This window comes from Dyella ginsengisoli, assembly GCF_044904665.1.
Taxonomy (GTDB): domain Bacteria; phylum Pseudomonadota; class Gammaproteobacteria; order Xanthomonadales; family Rhodanobacteraceae; genus Dyella_A; species Dyella_A ginsengisoli.
The window spans coordinates 372,176-393,461 of sequence record NZ_JADIKM010000002.1; the positions used below are offsets into that span (position 1 = coordinate 372,176).

The window sequence follows — 21,286 nt, forward strand, 5'->3', positions numbered from 1 at the left end:
GTCCGGTGGCGATGCTTCCGATCCAGATCCACCTCACCCTGCCGCCGTGGCTGGGCGACGTGGCCGACACCACGCGCCGTTACCTCACCGACGAGGAGCGCGTGGGGCTGGCGATCGAGCTGTCGCGCCACAACGTGGCCAACGGCAGCGGCGGCCCGTTCGGCGCGGCCGTGTTCGACGGCGAGGGACGCCTGATCGCCGCCGGCGTGAACCGGGTGATCCCGCAGAACTGCTCGGTGGCGCACGCCGAGATGATGGCCTACATGGGCGCGCAGCAGCGACTGCAGCGCTACCGCCTCAACGAAGATGGAGGCCGCTACGTGCTGGCCTCCAGCGCGCAGCCGTGCTGCCAGTGCTATGGCGCCACCGTGTGGGCCGGCATCGACGAACTGCTGATCGGCGCACGCGCCGAGGACGTCGAGGCCCTCACCGAGTTCGACGAAGGCCCGCTGCCGGCCGACTGGACCGGCGAGCTGGAGCGTCGCGGCATCGCCGTGCGTCGCGACATCCTGCGCGAGCAGGCGCGCACCGTGCTGGCCGCCTACGGCGCATCCGGGCCGGGCTATTGAGCCGGCTGCGCGCCGCGCTGCCGCTGATCCTGCTGGTGCTCGCCGGCATCGCGCTGTATGCGTCCGGCACGCTCGCGCAGTTCAGCCCGGAGTATCTGGTGGCGCACCAGGAGCGGCTGCGCGCGGAGATCGCCGCCGCGCCGTGGCTGTCGCGGCTGGCCTACATCGGCCTGCTGACGCTGGGCATGGCCACCGGCATTCCCGGCACCATCCTGATCATCCTCGCCGGCGGCTTCGCTTTCGGCGTGGTGGAGGGCACGATCTATTCCTCGATCGCGCTCACGCTGGGTTCGCTGATCCTGTTCCTGGCCAGCCGCTATGCGTTCGGCGCCGGGCGCAAGCATCCGCCCGCGCTGGTCGAGCGATTGCGCCACGGCTTTGCCCATCACCCGGTGAGCTACACGCTGTTCCTGCGCTTCGTGCCGGTGCTGCCGTTCGGTGCGGTGACCGTGTGCCTGGCCTGGCTGCGCTGCGGGCTGTGGCTGTTCCTCGGCGCCACCTGGCTGGGCGGCACGGTGACGCTGGTGTTCGAGAACCTGGTCGGCGCCGGACTCGGCGATGCGCTCAGCCAGAGCGACCACATCGGACTGGGCCTGCTGTTTCATCGCAGCGTGCTGCTGCCGCTGGGCGGCATCGCCCTGATCTCGCTGCTGCCGCTGCTGGCCGAGCGGTTCACCCGCCACCGCCGCATGCCGCCCCCGCAGCCACCCGAAGGGTGAGCGCTCGCGCCATCGGCGCCGGCCTTCTAGAATGCTGGGTTCGCGGCCCGCTGGCCGCGCCCGTCAGCCCCATCCTCGGACGCCATGCGCCTCTACCTGCAAACCCCGCCCGCCGCGACCGAAGCGCCGCGCTACGTCCAGATCGTGCTCGAGCAGGACCTGCTCGGCGGCTGGACGCTGTACCGCGAAACCGGCACGCAGGGCGGCAAGGCCACGCTCAAGCGCGAGCAGTACCTGGAGCGCGACGAGGCCATCGCCGCGTTCGAGAAGGCGCGCGACGCCCAGCTCAAGCGCGGCTACCGCGTGATGTTCAGCCAGGGCCTCGACGGCCCGCACGGCCGGTGACCGCCATGAATGCTCCGCTCAAAAACGACCGCTTCCTGCGCGCCCTGCGCCGCGAGCCCACCGACACCACGCCGATCTGGGTGATGCGCCAGGCCGGTCGCTACCTACCCGAATACCGCGCCACCCGCGCCCGCGCCGGCAGCTTCATGGGGCTGGCGCAGAACCCCGAGTTCGCCTGCGAGGTCACGCTGCAGCCGCTGGCGCGTTTCGAGCTGGACGCGGCGATCCTGTTCTCCGACATCCTCACCATCCCCGACGCGATGGGCCTGGGCCTGTCCTTTGCGCACGGCGAGGGCCCGCAGTTCGCCCATCCCGTGCGCGATGCCGCGGCGATCAACAAACTGGCCGTGCCGGACATGGACGGCGAGCTCCGCTACGTGATGGATGCGGTGCGGCTGATCCGCCGCGAGCTGGACGGGCGGGTGCCGCTGATCGGCTTTTCCGGCAGCCCGTGGACGCTGGCCTGCTACATGGTCGAGGGCCAGGGCTCGAAGGATTTCGCCACGCTCAAGGCGATGTGCTGGAACGAGCCCGCCCTCGCCCACCAGTTGCTCGACACGCTGGCGCGTGCGGTGGCCGCCTACCTGATCGCCCAGGCCCACGCCGGCGCGCAGGCGCTGATGGTGTTCGACACCTGGGGCGGCCTGCTCGGCCCGGCGCCGTTCCGCGAGTTCTCGCTGCGCTACATGCAGCGCGTGGTGGAGGCGCTGAAGGCCGATGCGGTGGCCAGCACGCTGCCCGTGATCCTGTTCTCCAAGGGCGCCGGCGCCCATCTGGCGGAGATGGCCGACACCGGCTGCGCCGCGCTGGGCGTGGACTGGACCATCGACCTGGCCGACGCGCGCCGCGCCGTGGCCGGCAAGGTCGCGCTGCAGGGCAATCTCGATCCGGCGATCCTGCGCGCCTCGCCCGAGGTGATCCGCCGCGAGGCGCGCGCCGTGCTGGACAGCTACGGCAACCACCCCGGCCACGTGTTCAACCTCGGCCACGGCATCACGCCGGAAGTCGACCCGGAACACGTGAAGGTGCTGGTGGACGAGGTGCACTCGTACGGCCGCGCGCTGCGCTCGGCGTAAAGCCGCAATGACGGCCGGCAGTATCGGCCGGAAAATTCACGGTGGGCCGATGCGCGTCCACACCGCCACGTAATCCACCACCATCGGGTGGCCCGGCTCGGTCGCCGGCACCGGCGTGTCGCGACCGCCGGAGATCGCATAGGCGAAGTCGCCGCCCATCGCCACGTCCAGCAGCAGGAAGTAGCCGCGCTGGCCGGTGATCTCCTGCCAGGTGACCGGCGGCAGGCGGTCGCGGGTGATCACGCCGTAGAGCTGGCCGTCGAGGTACCAGCGCAGCGCCTCGGGCGCCACGCTGCGGTCCCATTCGAAGGTGTAGGTGTGGAAGCCGCCCTGACAGGTCGTGGGGGCGCAAGGGCTGTGCTGGCCGATGCCGTTGGGCTCGCCGCAGGGGCCGCCCGGCTGCACGCCGCAATGCAGGGTGCCCCACACCAGGTTGAGCCCGTTGACGTTTTCCATGATGTCGAACTCGCCCGCCTGCGGCCAGTTGCCCAGCCGCCGGAAGCTCTCGCCCAGCGCCCAGAACGCGGGCCAGTAGCCGAGCGCGGCATCGCCGCTGACATCGGGCATGCGCAGCCGCGCTTCCATCCGCAGCACGCCGCCTTCGGGCGGGCGGAAATCGTCGCGCTGCGTCTCGATCCGCGCCGAGGACCACTCGCCCGCTGCGTCGCGCCGGGGCGTGATGCGCAGGTGGCCGCGGCCGTCCAGGCTCACGTTGGCCGGATCGGCGGTGTAGCGCTGCACCTCGTGCGTGCCCCAGTTCGCGGGACCGCCGGGGTAGCCGTGGCCGATGTCGAAGCGCCAGCGTTCGGCCGAGGGCAGCTGTCCCGCCGCGCCGTCGAAGTCGTCGCTGAACTGCAGCGTCCAGCCTGCCGGCTGGGGTACTTCGGCATGTACGGCGTCCGTGGCCATCGTTGCCAGCAGCGCCAGGCCGAGCCCCCATGACCAGGCTCGGCGCCCCCACACCTGCTGCGCGACCCCGACCGCGCCCTCGTTGATTGCTCGCACGTACTGAAAGCCCTGCTGCCCGCGGTTGTCCCGCGTCCGGCGATTCTCGCATTCCGGGCCAAGCGCGGAACCCACGCTGCGTCATGCGAGCGCGCACTCGCCGGTGCGCTCGCCGATCCCGCTTTTGGCAGCCCCGGGCGCGGCCCGTACAATGGCCGCTTTACGCCTGATCACGACGCGCCTGCACGGGCCGCGTTACTAGCGAGTCCCCATGGAAAAGAGCTTCGAACCCGCCCAGATCGAATCCACCTGGTATGCCCGCTGGGAGGCCAGCGGCGTGTTCAAGCCGTCCGGCGCCGGCGACCAGGGCAAGGGTGATCCGTACTGCATCCTGCTGCCGCCGCCCAACGTCACCGGCACGCTGCATATGGGTCATGCGTTCCAGCAGACCGTGATGGACATGCTGATCCGCTACCAGCGCATGCGCGGCATGAACACGCTGTGGCAGGTGGGCACCGACCACGCCGGCATCGCCACGCAGAAGATCGTGGAGAACCAGCTCGCCGCCGAGGGCAAGACGCGCCACGACCTGGGCCGCGAGCCGTTCGTCGAGCGCGTGTGGCAGTGGAAGGAGGAATCCGGCTCCACCATCACCAACCAGATGCGCCGGCTCGGCGTGGCGGCGGACTGGTCGCGCGAGCGCTTCACCATGGACGAGGGCCTCTCGGCCGCCGTGCGCAAGGTGTTCGTGCAGTGGTACCGCGACGGCCTGATCTACCGCGGCAACCGGTTGGTGAACTGGGATCCGGCGCTGGGCACGGCCGTGTCCGACCTGGAAGTGGACAACGTCGAGCGCGACGGCTCGATGTGGTCGATCCGCTACATGACCACCGATGGTGCGGAAAGCGTGGTGGTGGCCACCACCCGTCCAGAGACCATGCTGGGCGACGCAGCTGTCGCGGTTCATCCCAAGGATGAACGCTACGCCCACCTCATCGGACAACGGCTGCACCTGCCGCTGACCGGGCGCACCATTCCGGTGATCGCCGACGACTACGTCGACCGCGAGTTCGGCACCGGCTGCGTGAAGATCACACCGGCGCATGACTTCAACGACTATGCGATGGGGCAGCGACACGCACTCCCACAATTCAACATCTTCACGCTGGACGGAAAAGTAATCGGAGATCGCGATTGGCCCGAAAAGGGCTCCAAGGTCGGCGCATCGCGGGGCGTCAAGAGCAACTACTTCGATACCGCTACGGATATCGGAATTCCGGCGAAGTACCAAGGCCTGGATCGATTCGATGCCCGCAAGGCCGTCCTCGCCGACCTCGAAGCCGCCGGCCTGCTGGTGGAAACCAAGCCGCACAAGCTCAAGGTGCCGGTGAGCCAGCGCTCGGGCGCGGTGATCGAGCCGATGCTGACCGACCAGTGGTTTGTCGACCTCACCTCCGAGACGCTGCGCGACGGCCGCCCCGGCGGGCGCAAGGCGATCACCGAGCCGGCGCTGCAGGCGGTGACCTCCGGCGCGATCAAGTTCGTGCCGGAGAACTGGAGCACCACCTACACGCAGTGGCTGGAGAACATCCAGGACTGGTGCATCAGCCGCCAGCTCTGGTGGGGCCACCGCATCCCGGCGTGGTACGACGAGCAGGGCAACATCTTCGTCGGCGAGGACGAGGCCGACGCGCGCGCCAACGCCGTGCAGCCGCCGGTGGGCGCCCTTCGCCAGGACGAGGACGTGCTCGACACCTGGTTCTCCTCCGCGCTGTGGCCGTTTTCCACGCTGGGCTGGCCGATGGACGGCCCGGTGAAGAACGAGCGCGGCGAAGTGGTCGCGAACTGGGAAAACGACAAGATCTTCCTGCCCAGCGCGGTGCTGGTCACCGGCTTCGACATCATCTTTTTCTGGGTCGCCCGCATGGTGATGGCGACCAAGTACTTCACCGGCCAGGTGCCGTTCCGCGAGGTGTACATCAACGCCATCGTGCGCGACGCCGAAGGGCAGAAGATGTCCAAGTCCAAGGGCAACACACTGGACCCGCTGGACCTGATCGACGGCATCGCGCTGGAACCGCTGGTGGCCAAGTCGACCAGGAGCCTGCTGCTGCCGCAGGAGCGCGAGAAGGTCGAGAAGCGCGTGCGCAAGGACTACCCCGCCGGCATCACCGCGATCGGCACCGACGCGCTGCGCTTCACCTTCGCCGCGCTGGCCAGCTACAGCCGCACGATCAACTTCGACATCAAGCGCGCCGAGGGCTACAAGGCGTTCTGCAACAAGCTGTGGAACGCGGCGCGCTTCGTGTTGATGAATCTGCCCGAAGGCCGCATCGAGGCCCCGGCCGGCGGCCCGGCGACTGAGGCCGAACGCTGGATCCTGACCCGGCTCAAGTACACGCTTGAATACGTCGAGCAGCATTTCGCCACTTACCGCTTCGACCAATTGGCCCAGGCGCTGTACGAATTCGTCTGGAACGAGTACTGCGACTGGTTCCTGGAGCTGTCCAAGCCTGCACTCAACGGCGACGCCGCGGACGCCGCGGCCTCCACTCGCCACACCCTGCTGGTGGTGCTGGAAACGGTGCTGCGCGCGCTGCATCCGATCATCCCGTTCATCACGGAGGAAATCTGGCAATCGGTGGGGCCGAAGCTGGGCCTCACCGAGGCCGAGCTGATTCTGCGCGCCTACCCGCAGGCCGCCGACTTCGCGGCCGACGAGACGGCCACCGCCGAGATCGAATGGTTCAAGGCAGTGCTCTCCGGCGTGCGCAAGATCCGCGCTGAGATGAACATCGCCCCGGGCAAAACCATCCCGCTGCTGCTCGCCGACGGCGACGCCAGCGATCACGCCCGCGCCGCCAAGTTCGCCGCCCAGATCAGCTTCCTCGCCCGCGTGGAAACCCCGCAGTGGATCGAAGCGGGCGCCGACGAACCGGCCGCCGCGGCCGCCGTAGTCGGCTCGCTGCGCGTGCTGATTCCGCTGGAAGGCCTGATCGACCTCGGCGCCGAGAAAACGCGCCTGGCCAAGGAAATCGCCCGCATCGAGGGCGAGATCAAGAAGTGCGAAGGCAAGCTCGGCAACGCCAACTTCGTCGCCAACGCGCCGACCGAAGTGGTGGCGCAGGAGCGCCAGCGCATCGTCGACTGGAACACCACGTTGACGGCACTGCGCGAGCAGGCGGGGAAGCTCGAGAAGTGAGGAACTAGAAGTGAGAAGTGAGAGAAGACAACGGCTCGCAGCTTGTCGCTCTCTCTCTCACTTCTCACTCCTCTTCACTCACTCCTCGCCCTTCAGCACGAGCTCCATCACGATCGCGTCCTCGCGCCCGTCGCGCGCGGGGTAGTACCGCGGGCGCCGCCCGATCTCGTTGAAGCCGATCGAGGCGTACAGCTTCTGCGCCACCGGGTTGGAGGGGCGCACTTCGAGGAACACGCGGTCGGCGCCGCTCCAGCGGATCACGTCGAGCAGGCGCAGCAGCAGGCGGCGGCCCAGCCCCAGCCCGCGCCAGTCCCGGCCGATGCAGAGGTTGAGGACATGCGCCTCGCCCGCGGCGATCGACAGGATGCCGTAGCCGGCGATCTCGCCGCGTACCCACAGCACCCAGCACGGATGCCCGGCGCGCAGGCAGTCGGCGAAGATGCCGCGACTCCAGGGAAATTCGTACGAGTCGGCCTCCATCGCGGCGACCGCGTCGAGGTCCTGCGTGCGCAGGGCGCGGATTTCGCTGTCGGGCCGGCTCACCGCGACCATCGCGCTAGCCCCCGGCGCGGCCAAGAGCGCGGCGGGCCTGGCGCAACGCCGCCCACAGGCGCCGCTTGCCCTCCGCGCCGAACAGCAGCGGACCGGGCTCGTCGACCAGTGCGATATGCGCATCGCTCATCACCGCCGCCGGCAGTTCGCGCCCCAGCGCATGCGCCTGGGCCTGGCCGAACACAAGATAGACGGGCGCATGCGGCACGGCGTCGGAGAGCTGGCCGTCGGCCACGCGGATGCGGCCGGCGCGGGCGATCTCCGCGCCGCAGGCGGTCAGCGCGCGGCCGAGCAGATCCAGCGCGCGGGCGTCGGCGCCGGCCGGCAGCAGCACCACGCAGCGCCCGCTGGGCTGTGCCCCGCGCACGAGAGTCGCGGCTTGTTCGATCGCCACCGGCTGTGTCTGCGCCTGCGCGCGCTCGCGCATCACCCACGGCGTGATGCCCATGGCCTGCAGCGCGGCGCGGCGGCGGCTGTCCAGCGGCACGGCTGCCATCACCCCGCGTTCCGCCGGGCGCGCCGATGGGTGGCGCGACCCCACACGGTGAGCGCCGGCCCGGACAGCAGGTAGAGCGAGAACACCGCCAGCAGCAGGCGCGGCGGATCGATCGCCAGCAGCACCAGGATCAGCACCAGCATCACCATCCACACGAATGGAACGCGCTCGCCCTGCCCCATCGGCAGCGACTTGAAACTGAAGTAGCGGAAGTTGCTCACCATCAGCAGGCCCACGACCACCGCCAGCACCGGCGTGACGAAGCACAGCGTGCTGCCGGCGATGCCGACCTTCTCCATGGTCCACACGAAGGACATGCACACCGCCGCCGCCGCCGGACTGGCCAGGCCCTGGAAATAGCGCTTGTCGATCACCGCCACCTGGGTGTTGAAGCGGGCCAGCCGCAGCGCGCCGCAGGCGGCGTAGATGAAGGCCGCGGCCCAGCCTACCTTGCCCCACATCGTTCCGTAGTCGCGCAGCGAGGACAGTGACCAGGTGTAGAGCACCAGCGCCGGCGCCAGCCCGAAGCTCACCAGGTCCGACAGCGAGTCATACTGCACGCCAAACTCGGTCTGGGTGCCGGTGAGGCGAGCCACGCGGCCGTCCAGACCGTCCAGCAGGGCCGCCACGAACACGGCGATTGCGGCCTCGGCATAGCGCCCGCCGATGCTCGCCACGATGGCGTAGAAGCCCGAGAACATCGCCGCGGTCGTGAACAGGTTCGGCAGCAGGTAGATGCCGCGGTGGCGCGGTCGTCGGACTGGCGTGTCGTCGCTCATGAACCCATCCAGTGAAGGCTGGCGCGCATTGTAGAACACCGGCGCTTGAGTCCGGCCCGCGCCGGTGCTACCAAGAGCGCCTGAGCCCCGGCCCCTTCTGGAGAACCCCATGCTTCGTCCCGCGCTGTTCGCCCTTCTCCTGCTGGCCGCCGGCGCCGCCGAGGCCCAGGCCTACAAGTGGACCGATGCGCAGGGCACCGTGCACTACTCCGAGTCGGCGCCGCCGGTCGGCACCAAGTACAGCCGCGTCACGCTCAGCGGCAGCGTGGAGCCGATCGCCGCCCCGGCACCGGCCACCGAGCCGGGCTCCGAGGAAAGCCAGGCAGCCACCGAGCCAGCCAGGCCGATGGAAGACACGCCGGAGAACCGCAGCAAGCTCTGCGCCTCGCTCAAGAGCAACCTGGACACGCTCAGGGGCGGCGGCCCGGTGGTGATGGAACAGGGCGGCCAGCCCAAGGCCCTCAGCGACGCCGAGCGCAAGCAGCAGCTGGACGCCGCGCAGGCCCAGTACAGCCAGTATTGCCAGGACCAGTAAGGCCGCGGGCGGGGCAAACCCCGCCCACCGGTATCCGGCAACGGCTGGCATAATCGACGCCTTTACCCTGCCCGTCGGATCCCCATCGCATGCGCCTCAGCCAATTCCACCTGGCCACCGTCAAGGAAGTCCCCGCCGAAGCCGAGCTGGTCAGCCACAAGCTCATGCTGCGCGCCGGCATGATCCGCAAGCTCGCCGCCGGCCTGTACACCTGGAGCCCGCTGGGCCTGCGCGTGCTGCGCAAGGTGGAGACGGTCGTGCGCGAGGAGATGGACCGCGCCGGCGCCATCGAGATGCTGATGCCGACCATCCAGCCGCGCGAGCTGTGGGAGGAAACCGGCCGCTGGGAGAAATTCGGCGGCCAGCTGTTGAAGATCGCCGACCGCAAGGCGCAGGAATTCTGCTACGCGCCCACCGCCGAGGAAGTGATCACCGACTTCGCGCGGCAGGAGCTGAAGAGCTACAAGCAGCTGCCGGTCAACTTCTACCAGATCCAGACCAAGTTCCGTGACGAGATCCGCCCGCGCTTCGGCGTGATGCGCGCACGCGAGTTCCTGATGAAGGACGCCTACTCCTTCCACCTCGGCCAGGAGTCGCTGGCGCAGACCTACCAGGCGATGTACGACGCCTACGGACGCATCTTCACCCGGCTGGGCCTGAAGTTCCGCGCCGTGCAGGCCGACACCGGCGCCATCGGCGGCAACGCCAGCCACGAGTTCCAGGTGATCGCCGAGTCCGGCGAGGATGCAATCGCGTTCTCCGACGGCTCCGATTACGCCGCCAACGTGGAAAAGGCCGAGGCGCTGGCCCCAACCGTCGCCCGTCCGGCGCCGTCCATTCCCCTGGTCCGGGTCGATACGCCCAGGCAGAAGACCATCGACGACGTGTCCGCCTTCCTCAAGGTGTCGCCGCAGCAGTGCGTGAAGACCCTGCTGCTGAAGGGTCGCGAGGGACTGGTCGCGCTGTGCCTGCGCGGCGACCACGAGATCAACGAGGTTAAGGCCGGCAAGCTGGCCGAGCTGCCCGGCGAATCGGTGCTGGCCAGCGAGGAGGAGATCCTCGCCGCCGTCGGCGCCCGCCCCGGCTCGCTCGGCCCGGTCGGCCTGCCGGACCACATCCCGGTGATCGTCGACCGCAGCGCCGCCGTGCTGGCGGATTTCGTCTGCGGCGGCAACCTCGACGGCACCCACTACACCGGCGCCAACTGGGAGCGCGACGCGCGCGTCACCCGCATCGAGGACATCCGCCAGGTGGTCGCCGGTGATCCCTCGCCGGACGGCCGCGGCACCCTGCAGCTCGCCCGCGGCATCGAGGTCGGCCACGTGTTCCAGCTCGGCGCCAAGTACGCCGAGGCGCTCAATGCCACCGTGCTCGACGACCAGGGCAAGGCGCAGGTGATGCTGATGGGCTGCTACGGCATCGGCGTCAGCCGCATCGTCGCTGCGGCCATCGAGCAGCGTCACGATGACGCCGGCATCCGCTGGCCCGAGGCGATGGCGCCCTGGCGCGTCGCCGTGTGCATGATCAATCCCAAGGGCCTGCCCGAGGTCACCGCCGCGGCCGAAGCGCTGTATGCACAGCTGGCCGAACGCGGCATCGAGGTGGTGTTCGACGATCGCGGCCTGCGCCCGGGCTCCATGTTTGCCGACATGGAGCTGATCGGCATTCCGCACCGCGTGGTGGTGAGCGAACGCGGCGTCGCCGCCGGCACGCTGGAATATCGCGCCCGCGACGAAGCCGACAGCCGACAGCTCGGCATCGACGAGCTGTTTGCCCTGCTCGCCTGATCGCTTTTTTCAGGGTCTTGAAAGAGCCGCCTCCGGGCGGCTTTTTCATGGGCGCCTTCCAGCGGCTTCGCACCCGGCCGGTCGACGCACATAACGGGCGCATTAATCGCGCACGCTCCGGACCAGCGCCATCACGGAAGCACGCACAGGGTCGAAGTCGAAGGGTGTCGCGATGCAGGTGCCTCGATGGCAATAACCATCGATTTCTCGACGACGCGTACTCGCCCGGAGCGCTACACGGACTTGATCCGGCAGTGAATGGCGCCGGGTATCCGCAATGGCCACTAATCAGACCGACTCATTTAATGGACACGGCAGGTGAGTAAATAGATGTGACGCATTCATCACATGTCGACGGTTATTTTGCAAAAACACTGGGGTTACGCCAGAATCTCTCCCGCATCAGGATGGCGCACTCGCCGCAATGGCGACTTAAACACCCAGTCATTAGAAAACCAACGCGGAGTTACCATGGCCGTTGATATCAAGAACCTCAATCACAACCAGCTCAATGACCTGATCGCCAAGGCCCAGATCCGGCAGGATGAACTGCGCAAGGAAAAGGTCGCCAAGCTGCGCGAAAAAGTCCACGCCCTGATCAAGGCCGAAGGCTATTCGTTCGACGACATCTTCGGCGGCGCCCGCGGCGCCAAGACCCGTCGCGTCAAGACTCCCGTGGCGCCCAAGTACCGCAATCCGGCCAACCCGGAGCAGACCTGGTCCGGCCGCGGCAAGCGCCCGCGCTGGTTCAACGATGCGCTGAAGGCCGGCAAGAAGGAAAAGGATCTGGCGATCTGATCGCCGGCTCTTGTGATTGCGTACTGATCGTTCCATCCGGATGATCGCGTACCGATAGTCGCGCCATGCAAACGCCGGCCTCGCGCCGGCGTCTTGCTTTCAGAGCGATCGACGCGGCGACACCAGCAAATCACCGAAAAGCAGGCCGGCCACCAGCGAGATAAGCAGGGTAATGAGCAGGATGCCGCTGTCCATGCCCAGCGTGGTGTCGCGCTCGAACAGATACGACACACTGCGGAAACCCACGCTGCCGGGCACCAGCAGGATAATCCCCGGCTCGCGGATCACCGCGCCCGGGCGACGCACGAAGCGCGCATAAAGATTGGCCAGCGCACCGAGCAGGAATCCGCCCAGGAACACGCCGAACGGCGCACCCGGAATGGCGCCGGAAATCAGCCCGCCCCAGCGCGTCGCCAGATAACCCACGATCACCGCGCCCATCACCACCGGCCAGTCGCGCCGCGCCGCGCGGAACAGGATCGCGAAACCGAATGCGCCCAGCAGCAGCGATGGGTAATCCACCCAGGTCGGCAAGGGCGGCAAGGCATAGGTGCCCGGATCGATGCCCAATGCCGCGCACAACTGGGTTGCGGCCACCGTACCGAAGGTGAGCTTGAGCAACGTGGAGACCGCACCGCCCACGCGCGCCACGCCGGACACCAGATGCTGGCTGGAGATCTCCCGCACGGCGGTGGTCAGCGACATGCCGGGCATCAGCACGATAAGCCCGGCCAGCACCACCGACTTGACCGCCAGCGGCACAACGAACGCGCTGATCGCGATGGCGATCGTGGTCGCCACCAGCGCACAGATCGCGTCGCTGGCTGCGGCCAGGCGCGGGCGGGCAGCGGCGCGAATCGTGATGGCGCCGATGACCAGCCCGATCAGGCCCGACACCAGCAGATCCGCCCACGAGCTGTGCAGCAGCAGGCCCACGACGCAGGCAGCCGACAAACCATAGCTGGCGATCACGCTGGCCTGCGCGCGACGCGTGTCCGGCAGGCCGAGCAGGCGCAGCAGGCGGAACCCTTCGCGCAGCTCGATTTCGCCGGCGATCACCCGGTCGGCGATGGCATCGGCTTCGCACAATCGCGCCAGGTTGACGTCACCCGGCGGCAGACGCATCACCTGGGTGACCTGGGCCAGGCCCTCGTCGCCCTGTGCCAGGTCGGAGAAGGAAATGATGATCGCGGTGGGACTGGACCACACGTCGGCGGCCAGGCCCATCTGCTGGGCCGCCCGCGCCACGGCAATTTCCAGCCGCGGCGCCGAAGTGCCGTACTGGTGGAGCCGGCGCGCCAGCTCCACCAGGAAGCCGATGCGCGTGTTGAGCGCAGCGGTGGAGAAATCCGCAGACACGACCGCCGGCGCTGCAGCACTCATGCGGCGGCGCGCACCTGCAACGTGGTGCCGTCCACCGCGACCACTTCCACCGTGCTGCCCAATGGCAGCTCCGGCCCGGCCACCAGCCATTCGCCGTCACCCACGCGCGCCTTGCCGCGACCGTTGACGATGGACTCGGTGAGCACGTAGCGCTGGCCGATCATCTGCTCGGCGCGACGGTTCAGCCGCTCGCTGCCGGGCGTGCTGCGCTCGATGCGCGGGCGCAGCGTGCGCGCATAGATCACGCAGGCGGCCAGTGCCAGCGCGGCGAACAGCACCGCCTGCAGCAGCAGGCTCATGCCCGGCACCAGCCACAGCAGCACGCCCATCGCCGCGGCGGCCAGGCCGATCCACAGCATGAAGTAGCCCGGCAGCAGCACCTCGCCCGCGATCAGCAGCAGGGCGAGGATCCACCACAGGTAGTGCGTCGAAAGATCCCACATGGCCTGTCTCCCGGTGCGCTCAGCGCGACGGCGGCTGGATGACGGCGGGCTTGGCCTGCTGGCCCAGCGACTCCTTCGCCAGCTCGGCGATGCCGGCCAGCGAGCCGAGGATGCCGGTGGCCTCGATCGGCAGCAGCAGCATCTTCTGGTTGGGCGACTTGGCCATTTCCTTCAGCGCCTCGACGTAGTTGTTGGCAACGAAATAGTTCAGCGCGTTGACGTTGCCGTTGGCGATCGAGTCGGAGACCATCTGGGTCGCCTTGGCCTCGGCCTCGGCCGAGCGCTCGCGCGCCTCGGCGGCGCGGAACGCGGCCTCCTTCTCGCCCTCGGCGGCCAGGATCACCGACTGCTTCTCACCCTCCGCCTTGAGGATCGCCGCCTGGCGGAAGCCTTCGGCGTCGAGGATGTTGGCGCGCTTCTCGCGCTCGGCCTTCATCTGCCGCGCCATCGCGTCGATCAGGTCGCGCGGCGGGGCGATGTCCTTGATCTCGATGCGGTTGACCTTGACGCCCCACGGGTGGGTCGCCTCGTCCACCACGCGCAGCAGCTTTGCGTTGATCGCGTCGCGCTGGCTCAGGCTCTCGTCCAGGTCGAGCGAGCCGAGCACGGTGCGGATGTTGGTCATCACCAGCGCCAGCGAGGCCTGCTCGAGGTTGGATACCTCGTACGCGGCCTTGGACGCGTCCAGCACCTGGTAGAACACCACCCCGTCCACGCGCACCACCGCGTTGTCCTTGGTGATCACGTCCTGGCTGGGCACGTCCAGCACCTGCTCCATCATGTTGATCTTGCGGCCGACGGCCTGGTAGATCGGAATCAGGAAGTGCAACCCCGGCGAGAGCGTGCGCGTGTACTTGCCGAAGGTTTCCACCGTCCACTCGAAACCCTGCGGCACGATGCGAACGAGCTTGGCGATGCCGATCACCACCACGATGACGATGACCAGCGCAAGAATCTGTCCCATGACTACCCCCTCTTCCCAAGAAGACCGGAGTATAGGCGAGCGCCATGGCGGTCAACCGTCCCGCGGCGCCCCCAGCGGCAGCAGCAGGCTGACCTGCAGGCCGCCGCCCTCGCGATTGGCCAGTGCGATGCGCCCACCATGCGCCTCGGCGATCTCGCGCGCCAGCGCCAGGCCCAGCCCGGTGCCTGCGCGCTTGGTGGAGTAGAACGGGAGCAGCGCCTGCGCCAGCACGGTTTCGCTCATGCCCGGGCCGCGGTCGGCCACCTCGATGCGCAGGTCGCGGCCGAGCACCTGCAGCGCCAGGGTCACTTCGTCCTCCGGCCCGCCGGCCTCGTGCGCGTTCTTGATCAGGTTGATCAGCACCTGCTCCACCTGGGCCGCGTCGAACCAGCCCGGCTGCTCCGGCGCCGCGCCGACCAGGCGGAAGCGGCAGTGCAACGCCAGCCCTTCCAGGAACGGCGCCCAGACGATCGACGCCTTGCGCGGCGCCGGCAGCTTGGCAAAGCTGGCGTAGCCGGCGATGAATCCGTGCAGGTGGCGCGCCCGCTCGCCGATGGTGGCGAACACGCCGGGCAGCCGCTCGGTCTCGCCGCGACGAGCCAGCTCGGCGCCCGAATGCGCCAGCGAAGAGATCGGCGCCAGCGAGTTGTTGAGCTCGTGGCTGATCACCCGGATCACCCGCTTCCAGCTCGCTACTTCCTGCCGCGACAGCTCGCGCGTCATGCGCCGGAACAATCGCAGCTGGTGCGGCCGCCCCTGCAGGCGGAACGCGCGCTGGGAGATATGGAAAGTTTCCTCGCTGTTGTCCATCTCTACCGTGAGCAGCGCGTCCTCGCCATGCTCGACCGCTTCGCGCATGACCTTCGGCGCGTTCGCCAGCACGTCGGCAAACACCAGGCCGTGCAGGCTGCGTCCCTCGTTGAACAGGTGCCGCGCGGCGATGTTGGCGTAGGCCACGTGATCGCCGGCGTCGGTAAGCACCAGCGCCACCGGCGTGTTCTGCACCACCGTGTCCAGCAGCAGCTCGCGCTGCACCAGGTGCTGGCGCTGGTCACGCAGGGTCTGCCCCAGCGCGTTGTGCATGGTGATCAGCTCGCCGAGCTCGTCGCGGCGATCCACCACCAGCGAGATGCTGAAATCACCGTCGCGGTAGCTCGCCACCGAGCCTTCCAGCGCACGCAGCAGACGGCTCACCGGGGACATCACCACCGCCGCCATCCACAGCGCCACCGGCACCAGCACCGCCATGGAGATCACCAGCCCCACCACGAAACCCATCTGCAGCGGCGGCGCCTCGCCCACCTTCAGATCGTTGTGCAGCCAGGCCAGCGCCTGCGGCAGCGGCCACTCGGTGACGCCGGCGTAGATCAGCACGCCGACCAGGCCGGCGAGCAGCAGCAGCAGGCTCAGCCGGCCTTCCAGCGAATGCATGCGGCGACTCATCCGCGAACGACGCCGTCGAGGATTAGCGGCATGCGGGGTCCATCGGCGTCCGCGCGCAACTCACGGTGGGGCGGCCGTCGCGGCCCATCTCGTTGCCACCCATCACCGGCGCCTTGCCGGAGGCTTCCAGCGCGGCGTTGGGCTGCGGGTGCGCATCGCGCCTTTCCTTGAACTTGAAGTGGCTGCCGTCATTGCCGGAAGACTCGCGCAACCCCGAGCCGTTGCCGTAGGACGACTGGGCCGCGGCCGAGCTGGCCGATGCGGGGCGACTCCAGCTGTCGCTGGCCACCGGCGCGTTCTGGGCAAAGGCATGCTCGCCCGCCGAGGCGGCTACCAGCAGCAACAGGGAAGCGAACAACGGGCGTATCGACATGGCGTAACTCCTTGGGTGTGACGTCGCACGATCGGCGACGCTCCTTTTACGCCATCGGGTGGCACGGCCACCACTGCCGGAAGGCGGCCGCATGATGGCGATCAGCCGTTCACCGCCAGCCCGTAGCGTTCGATCCGTCGATACAGCGCCTGGCGCGACAGACCCAACGCCTGCGCGGCCCGGCTGACCACGCCATCGGCCCGCGCCAGCGCCGCCTCCACCGTCTCGCGGCTGGGCTCGTCCAGGTTGCGTGCCGCGCTGGGCGTCACCGCCGGCAGGTTGAGCAGCTCCGGCGTGATCGGACGGCCGCCGGAGAGCAGCGCGGCCCGCTCGATCGCGTTCTTCAGCTCGCGCACGTTGCCCGGCCACGGATAGGACAGCAGCGCCTCGCGCGCTGCATCGCCCAGCTCGGCGCGACCGTCGAGGAAGTGCTCGGCCAGCGGCAGGATGTCGTCGGTGCGATCGGCCAGCGGCGGCAGGTTCACATCTATCACGTTGAGGCGGTAATAGAGATCCTCACGGAAGGTGCCGGCCTTGATCATCGCCTTGAGGTCGGCGTTGGTGGCGCTGAGCACGCGCACCTTGGCGTGGCGCGTGCGGCCGGAGCCGAGCCGCTCGAACTGGCCGGTTTCCAGCACGCGCAGCAGCTTCATCTGGCCGGGCAGCGGCAGGTTGCCGATCTCGTCCAGGAACAGCGTGCCGCCGTCGGCCAGCTCGAAGCGGCCCTCGCGCGCCTTGTTGGCGCCGGTGTAGGCGCCGGCCTCGGCGCCGAACAGCTCGGCTTCGATCAGCTCACCCGGCAGTGCGCCGCAGTTCACCGCCACGAACGGCCCGCGCTTCACCGCCGAGTTGGCGTGGATGATCGCCGCGATGCGCTCCTTGCCCGCGCCGTTCGGCCCGGTGATCAGCACCGGCACCTCGGAGCGGGCGATCTGGCAGGCCAGCTCCAGCGTCTGCGCCATGGCGTCAGAGGCGAACACCAGGTTGTCCAGGTCGTAGCGACTGCGCAAGCTCTCGCGGCGGCGCCGACGCTCGTTGCGCGAACGCGCCACCTCGCGGGTGGACTCGGACAGCTCCAGCAGGTTCTCCACCGTGGCGAGGAGCTTGGCGTCGTCCCACGGCTTGGCCAGGTAATCCGCGGCGCCCGCCTTCACCAGCTCCACCGCGGTTTCCAGATGCGTCCACGCGGTGAGCAGGATCACCGGCAGATCCGGATGCTGCTCGCGGATCGCGCGGAACAGCGCCACGCCCTCCTCACCCGAGGTGGTGTCGGCGGTGAAATTCATGTCCTGGATCACCACGTCCACGCTCTCGCGCGCGAGCATCGCCAGCCCCTCGTCGGGAGTGAATGCCACCAGCGGGCGGATCTCGTGCAGCGACAGCGCCAGCGAGAGCGCCTCGCCCACGGAGGGGTTGTCGTCGATGATCAGTACGGTGCGCATCTTTCGTCTACACATGCGGGCATGGATGCCGCTCCACGCGAAAAGGTTGCGTCATGCGCCTGCATCGGCCATGCAGGAGAGTGAGCATCCACTCCAAGCCTCACGCTTTGACCCCCTCTCCCCCCACGGCGTCCGGGGAGAGGGCTACTGCGCTTGCCGCCTCTTCCCCAACAACGTTGAAGCAGAGGACTGGGGTGAGGGTGGCTCTCGTTTCCCGTTTCGCGCGTGCCTTCGCGAAAAGATCAAGAGCCTCCCCCTCACCCAACCCTCTCCCCCGGCAGAGCCAGGGGAGAGGGCTCACCACATTTGCTCCCCCTCCCCCGACAACGTTGGGGAGAGGGCTTACGGCCAAACATCAAGCCTTGGCCTTCTGCGCCGCGATCCACGCATCGATGCGCGTTTCCAGCACGTCCAGCGGCAGCGCGCCGCCGTCGAGCACGGCGTCGTGGAAGGCGCGGATGTCGAATTTGTCGCCCAGTTCCTGCTTCGCCTTGGTGCGCAGCGCCAGGATCTTCAGCTCGCCCATCTTGTACGCCAGCGCCTGGCCCGGCCAGGTGATGTAGCGGTCGGTTTCGGCCTGCACGTCCGGCTCGTCCTCGCTGGAGTGGGCGTGGAAGAAGTCGACCATCTGCTGGCGCGTCCAGTGCTTGTAGTGCACACCGGTATCGAGCACGAGGCGGTCGGCGCGCAGCAGCTCGTCGCTGAGGCGGCCGTAGTCCGACAGCGGGTCCTTGTAGAAACCGATGTCCTTGCCCAGCTGCTCGGCGTACAGCGCCCAGCCTTCCACGTAGGCGGTGTAGCCGCCCTGCTGGCGGAACGGCGGCAGCTTCGGCAGCGTCTGCGCAATCGAGATCTGCATGTGATGGCCGGGAATGCCCTCGTGGTAAGCGGTCGACTCGATGGTCAGCACGCTGCGGTTGGCGAAGTCGCCGGTGTTGACGAAGATCTGCCCCGGCCGCGAGCCGTCCGGGGTGCCCTGGTGGTACTCGGCGGCGGCCGCCTCCTTCTCGCGGAATGCCTCCACCGGCTTCACCACCACATCGGTCTTGGGCAGCAGGCCGAACAGCTTGGGCAGCTCCGGCTGCATCTGCGCCAGATAACCGCGATAGCGGTTGAGGATGTCCTCGCGCGAGGTGGCGTGCGTCTTGGGGTTGCTCTTCAGCGAGGCGCGGAAGCTGGCCAGGTCCTTGAAGCCCTGCGCCTTCGCGATCCTGGTCATCTCGCCTTCGATACGCGCCACCTCGTCCAGCCCGAGCTGGTGGATCTCGGCCGGGGTCTTGTCGGTGGTGGTCATCTGCTTGACGTCGAAGCGGTAGATCGCCTCGCCGTTGGGCAGATCCCACACGCCGGGCTGGGCACGGCCGTGCGGTGCGTAGTCGGTGGCGACGAAGTTCTTGAGCTTGCCGTAGGCCGGGCGCACGTCTTGGTCGATCGCGGCCAGGATCGCGGTCTTCAGCCGCGCCTGATCGGCCGCCGACACCGACGCCGGAAAATGCTTCAGCGGTTCGGCGAACACGCTGTCCATGGCCTCCGGCGTGCCGATCGCGCCGATCTGCTTGACCACCGCTTCCAGCAGGTACTTCGGCGGCATCATGCCGTCGCGCAGGCCCTGCTTCGCCACGCCGATCACCTGGTCGAAGGCGGCCGGCACCGCCTTCAGGCGCGTCAGGTAATCCTCGTACTGCCTGGTGTTGTCGAACGGGATCGAGCTGATGAAGCCGGCAAGCTGCAGGTGGATGCCGCTCATCTGGTCGATCGGCATCTCGTCCAGCTTCAGCTCGTGCGCCTTGCGGCCATCCTGCAGCTGGCGAACCATCAGCTCGTGGTTAAGCTTGTCGCTGTCGGAAAAGCCGGCGGTGTCGATCGCCTGGAAGCGGCGCAGGAAGCTGCCCGCCCACTCGTACTCGGCCTTGGCATGCGCCAGCGAAAGATCGCTCCAGCGATCGTTGTAGCGCAGGTCGCCCAGGATGGTGGCGAATTCCGGCGAATTCTTCAGCGTGTGCTGCCACTGCTCGTCCAGCAGCGCGTTCTGCGCGGCCACCCGGCTGGCCACGTCGGTCGACGCGGCAGCGGCCCACGCCGTCTGCGGCGCCATCGCACCCGCGGCGGAGAGGCCAAGGGCAATCATCAACGGCAGCATCTTCATCGCTTCACTCTCCCTGGAAAGAACCCCGATTCTGCCCGAACGCCGGAGACACGGGATAGGCCGGAACTCACACGCTCCGCGTGGCCACCACCGGCGGTACGCGCGAGGCGCGCAGCGCCGGGCCCAGCGCAGCGAGCTGGCCGATCAGCCACAGCACCAGCGCACCGATCGGCAGCACCGCCAGCGACATGCGCGGCAGCTCGTAGTGCGCCATCAGCCACAGGTTGAGGGCCACCGCACCGAACGAACCGAGCACGATGCCCGCCGTGACGATCAGGAGATTTTCGGTCTGGAAGTAGACGAGGATGTCGCGCCGGGTGGCGCCGATGGCACGGCGGATGCCGATCTGCCGCGTGCGCTGCTGCACCCAGAAGCTGGACAGCCCCACCACGCCCAGCGCGGTGAGCGCGAGCAGGCAGCCGATCACCGCCAGCAGCAGCCAGATCAACGCGCGGTCGTCGTGAAAGTGCTCGTCGATGGTCTCGCTCAACGTGTGCACCTCAGTGATGATGCGCTGGTCGTCGACGCGGTCGAGTACCTTGGGCACCTCTCGCAGCGTAACGTCACGCATCGCGGGCGAAGTACGGATGACGTAGAGGCCTCCCTGCACCGAGGTGTAAGGCAGCATGATGTTCGTCTCGTCATCGGAGAACTTGTCGAGGCCGGCGTTCAGCAAATGCGCCAGCACACCGACCACGTGGGTGACGTCCTTGCCCTTCTCGCCCAGATAGATCGGCTTGCCGATGGGATCGACACCTGGCCACATCTTGTCGGCGAACTGGCGCGTGACGATCACCGCCGGCGGTGGCGGATCGTCACTGAAAATCCTGCCGCCGCTGTACTCCTGGGGCAGGAAATCCCGGCCCTCCACGAGCTGCAGGCCCAGCGTACGCACCAAGCCAGGCGTCGCCACGTAGATGGATACGTTGTCCACGATTGATCGCTCATCGCCCGACTTGCCATAAACCGCCCAGCGCCACACCGAACCGCTCAACGGCAGGCTGTTGGCCATTGAGACATCCTTCACTCCGGGCATCGCACGCAGAGCCGCAAGGTCCGCTGCAGCCAGGCTGGCGCGACCGGCGGGCGTGAGGTCATCGCGCAGCCCGCTGCTGCGGAGCCATACCAGCTCACGGTCGGCCACGCCGGTGGTGACCTGCATGGCCCGCAGGTGGGTCGCAATGACGAACAGCGCATTGGTCACGATGGCACCGGCCAGCGCCACTTCGAGCACCATCAGAATGACGGCGGTGCGGTGATGTTTCAGTGCCGAAATGATCGGATGCATG

At 68.3% G+C, this 21,286-nt stretch carries 20 protein-coding genes; 8 read left to right on the forward strand and 12 right to left on the reverse strand.

What is annotated here, in order from left to right; genetic code table 11:
• Positions 1-11 precede the first annotated feature (11 nt).
• The 4 genes from ISP17_RS08605 (at position 12) to hemE (ending at position 2,709) form a co-directional block, all read left to right on the forward strand.
• Complete coding sequence (locus ISP17_RS08605; RefSeq protein WP_404632097.1) at positions 12-569, forward strand: nucleoside deaminase; 558 nt, start codon at positions 12-14, stop codon at positions 567-569.
• Positions 566-1,288, forward strand: a complete 723-nt coding sequence (locus ISP17_RS08610; RefSeq protein WP_404632099.1) for a TVP38/TMEM64 family protein — start codon at positions 566-568, stop codon at positions 1,286-1,288. Before ISP17_RS08605 ends, ISP17_RS08610 begins: the two co-directional genes overlap by 4 nt.
• 84 nt (positions 1,289-1,372) lie before the next feature.
• Positions 1,373-1,633, forward strand: a complete 261-nt coding sequence (locus ISP17_RS08615; protein WP_404632101.1) for a hypothetical protein — start codon at positions 1,373-1,375, stop codon at positions 1,631-1,633.
• 5 nt (positions 1,634-1,638) lie between these two features.
• Complete coding sequence (gene hemE / locus ISP17_RS08620) at positions 1,639-2,709, forward strand: uroporphyrinogen decarboxylase (protein ID WP_404632103.1); 1,071 nt, start codon at positions 1,639-1,641, stop codon at positions 2,707-2,709.
• Positions 2,710-2,745: 36 nt separating this feature from the next.
• Here the strand turns inward: hemE and ISP17_RS08625 are convergent, their stop codons facing one another.
• Positions 2,746-3,714 carry a glycoside hydrolase family 16 protein gene (locus ISP17_RS08625; RefSeq protein ID WP_404632105.1) on the reverse strand — a complete coding sequence of 323 codons (969 nt, stop codon included), beginning with the start codon at positions 3,712-3,714 and terminating at the stop codon, positions 2,746-2,748.
• A gap of 211 nt (positions 3,715-3,925) precedes the next feature.
• Here ISP17_RS08625 and ISP17_RS08630 point away from each other — a divergent pair, with 211 nt between their 5' ends.
• Positions 3,926-6,856 (forward strand): valine--tRNA ligase, encoded by a 2,931-nt coding sequence (locus ISP17_RS08630; protein ID WP_404632107.1) that lies wholly within the window; start codon positions 3,926-3,928, stop codon positions 6,854-6,856.
• 78 nt (positions 6,857-6,934) lie between these two features.
• Here the strand turns inward: ISP17_RS08630 and rimI are convergent, their stop codons facing one another.
• From rimI to pssA, 3 genes are read right to left on the reverse strand one after another with little or no spacing between them, the layout of a single operon-like run.
• On the reverse strand, positions 6,935-7,408 hold the full coding sequence (gene rimI, locus ISP17_RS08635) for a ribosomal protein S18-alanine N-acetyltransferase (RefSeq protein ID WP_404632109.1): 474 nt from the start codon (positions 7,406-7,408) through the stop codon (positions 6,935-6,937).
• A gap of 4 nt (positions 7,409-7,412) precedes the next feature.
• The gene (locus tag ISP17_RS08640; protein WP_404632111.1) at positions 7,413-7,904 is read right to left on the reverse strand and encodes a hypothetical protein; all 492 of its coding nucleotides are present in this window, start codon (positions 7,902-7,904) and stop codon (positions 7,413-7,415) included.
• Complete coding sequence (gene pssA / locus ISP17_RS08645; RefSeq protein WP_404632113.1) at positions 7,904-8,683, reverse strand: CDP-diacylglycerol--serine O-phosphatidyltransferase; 780 nt, start codon at positions 8,681-8,683, stop codon at positions 7,904-7,906. Before pssA ends, ISP17_RS08640 begins: the two co-directional genes overlap by 1 nt.
• Before the next feature lie 109 nt (positions 8,684-8,792).
• Here pssA and ISP17_RS08650 point away from each other — a divergent pair, with 109 nt between their 5' ends.
• From ISP17_RS08650 to ISP17_RS08660, 3 genes are all read left to right on the forward strand, one after another.
• On the forward strand, positions 8,793-9,218 hold the full coding sequence (locus ISP17_RS08650; protein WP_404632115.1) for a DUF4124 domain-containing protein: 426 nt from the start codon (positions 8,793-8,795) through the stop codon (positions 9,216-9,218).
• Between the two features lie 89 nt (positions 9,219-9,307).
• Positions 9,308-11,005, forward strand: a complete 1,698-nt coding sequence (locus ISP17_RS08655) for a proline--tRNA ligase (protein WP_404632117.1) — start codon at positions 9,308-9,310, stop codon at positions 11,003-11,005.
• A 471-nt stretch (positions 11,006-11,476) separates the two neighbouring features.
• Positions 11,477-11,803 (forward strand): H-NS histone family protein, encoded by a 327-nt coding sequence (locus ISP17_RS08660; RefSeq protein ID WP_404632119.1) that lies wholly within the window; start codon positions 11,477-11,479, stop codon positions 11,801-11,803.
• A 99-nt stretch (positions 11,804-11,902) separates the two neighbouring features.
• Here ISP17_RS08660 and ISP17_RS08665 read toward each other — a convergent pair whose 3' ends face one another.
• The 8 genes from ISP17_RS08665 to ISP17_RS08700 form a co-directional block, all read right to left on the reverse strand.
• Positions 11,903-13,186: a threonine/serine exporter family protein gene (locus ISP17_RS08665; RefSeq protein WP_404632121.1), complete on the reverse strand. Its 1,284-nt coding sequence runs from the start codon at positions 13,184-13,186 to the stop codon at positions 11,903-11,905.
• Positions 13,183-13,629 carry an NfeD family protein gene (locus ISP17_RS08670; RefSeq protein ID WP_404632123.1) on the reverse strand — a complete coding sequence of 149 codons (447 nt, stop codon included), beginning with the start codon at positions 13,627-13,629 and terminating at the stop codon, positions 13,183-13,185. Before ISP17_RS08670 ends, ISP17_RS08665 begins: the two co-directional genes overlap by 4 nt.
• Before the next feature lie 19 nt (positions 13,630-13,648).
• Positions 13,649-14,593: an SPFH domain-containing protein gene (locus tag ISP17_RS08675; RefSeq protein ID WP_404632125.1), complete on the reverse strand. Its 945-nt coding sequence runs from the start codon at positions 14,591-14,593 to the stop codon at positions 13,649-13,651.
• A 51-nt stretch (positions 14,594-14,644) separates the two neighbouring features.
• Positions 14,645-16,036, reverse strand: coding sequence for a sensor histidine kinase (locus ISP17_RS08680; protein ID WP_404632127.1), 1,392 nt, complete (start codon positions 16,034-16,036; stop codon positions 14,645-14,647).
• 22 nt (positions 16,037-16,058) lie between these two features.
• A complete protein-coding gene (locus ISP17_RS08685; protein ID WP_404632129.1) occupies positions 16,059-16,409 on the reverse strand; it encodes a hypothetical protein in 351 nt (116 codons plus the stop codon).
• Between the two features lie 101 nt (positions 16,410-16,510).
• Positions 16,511-17,851, reverse strand: coding sequence for a sigma-54-dependent transcriptional regulator (locus ISP17_RS08690; protein WP_404632131.1), 1,341 nt, complete (start codon positions 17,849-17,851; stop codon positions 16,511-16,513).
• Between the two features lie 355 nt (positions 17,852-18,206).
• Complete coding sequence (locus ISP17_RS08695) at positions 18,207-19,997, reverse strand: DUF885 domain-containing protein (RefSeq protein WP_404632133.1); 1,791 nt, start codon at positions 19,995-19,997, stop codon at positions 18,207-18,209.
• Between the two features lie 67 nt (positions 19,998-20,064).
• Positions 20,065-21,285 carry an ABC transporter permease gene (locus ISP17_RS08700; RefSeq protein WP_404632135.1) on the reverse strand — a complete coding sequence of 407 codons (1,221 nt, stop codon included), beginning with the start codon at positions 21,283-21,285 and terminating at the stop codon, positions 20,065-20,067.
• Between the last annotated feature and the right edge of the window lies 1 nt (position 21,286).

Excerpts from the sequence above, each read along its gene's own strand:
- ISP17_RS08605 (WP_404632097.1), top strand. The coding sequence starts at position 12 with ATGCTTCCGATCCAGATCCACCTCACCCTGCCGCCGTGGCTGGGCGAC.
- ISP17_RS08615 (WP_404632101.1), top strand. The coding sequence starts at position 1,373 with ATGCGCCTCTACCTGCAAACCCCGCCCGCCGCGACCGAAGCGCCGCGC.
- hemE (WP_404632103.1), top strand. The coding sequence starts at position 1,639 with ATGAATGCTCCGCTCAAAAACGACCGCTTCCTGCGCGCCCTGCGCCGC.
- ISP17_RS08630 (WP_404632107.1), top strand. The coding sequence starts at position 3,926 with ATGGAAAAGAGCTTCGAACCCGCCCAGATCGAATCCACCTGGTATGCC.
- rimI (WP_404632109.1), bottom strand. The coding sequence starts at position 7,408 with ATGGTCGCGGTGAGCCGGCCCGACAGCGAAATCCGCGCCCTGCGCACG.
- ISP17_RS08640 (WP_404632111.1), bottom strand. The coding sequence starts at position 7,904 with ATGGCAGCCGTGCCGCTGGACAGCCGCCGCCGCGCCGCGCTGCAGGCC.
- pssA (WP_404632113.1), bottom strand. The coding sequence starts at position 8,683 with ATGAGCGACGACACGCCAGTCCGACGACCGCGCCACCGCGGCATCTAC.
- ISP17_RS08650 (WP_404632115.1), top strand. The coding sequence starts at position 8,793 with ATGCTTCGTCCCGCGCTGTTCGCCCTTCTCCTGCTGGCCGCCGGCGCC.
- ISP17_RS08655 (WP_404632117.1), top strand. The coding sequence starts at position 9,308 with ATGCGCCTCAGCCAATTCCACCTGGCCACCGTCAAGGAAGTCCCCGCC.
- ISP17_RS08660 (WP_404632119.1), top strand. The coding sequence starts at position 11,477 with ATGGCCGTTGATATCAAGAACCTCAATCACAACCAGCTCAATGACCTG.
- ISP17_RS08665 (WP_404632121.1), bottom strand. The coding sequence starts at position 13,186 with ATGAGTGCTGCAGCGCCGGCGGTCGTGTCTGCGGATTTCTCCACCGCT.
- ISP17_RS08670 (WP_404632123.1), bottom strand. The coding sequence starts at position 13,629 with ATGTGGGATCTTTCGACGCACTACCTGTGGTGGATCCTCGCCCTGCTG.
- ISP17_RS08675 (WP_404632125.1), bottom strand. The coding sequence starts at position 14,593 with ATGGGACAGATTCTTGCGCTGGTCATCGTCATCGTGGTGGTGATCGGC.
- ISP17_RS08680 (WP_404632127.1), bottom strand. The coding sequence starts at position 16,036 with ATGAGTCGCCGCATGCATTCGCTGGAAGGCCGGCTGAGCCTGCTGCTG.
- ISP17_RS08685 (WP_404632129.1), bottom strand. The coding sequence starts at position 16,409 with ATGTCGATACGCCCGTTGTTCGCTTCCCTGTTGCTGCTGGTAGCCGCC.
- ISP17_RS08690 (WP_404632131.1), bottom strand. The coding sequence starts at position 17,851 with ATGCGCACCGTACTGATCATCGACGACAACCCCTCCGTGGGCGAGGCG.
- ISP17_RS08695 (WP_404632133.1), bottom strand. The coding sequence starts at position 19,997 with ATGAAGATGCTGCCGTTGATGATTGCCCTTGGCCTCTCCGCCGCGGGT.
- ISP17_RS08700 (WP_404632135.1), bottom strand. The coding sequence starts at position 21,285 with ATGCATCCGATCATTTCGGCACTGAAACATCACCGCACCGCCGTCATT.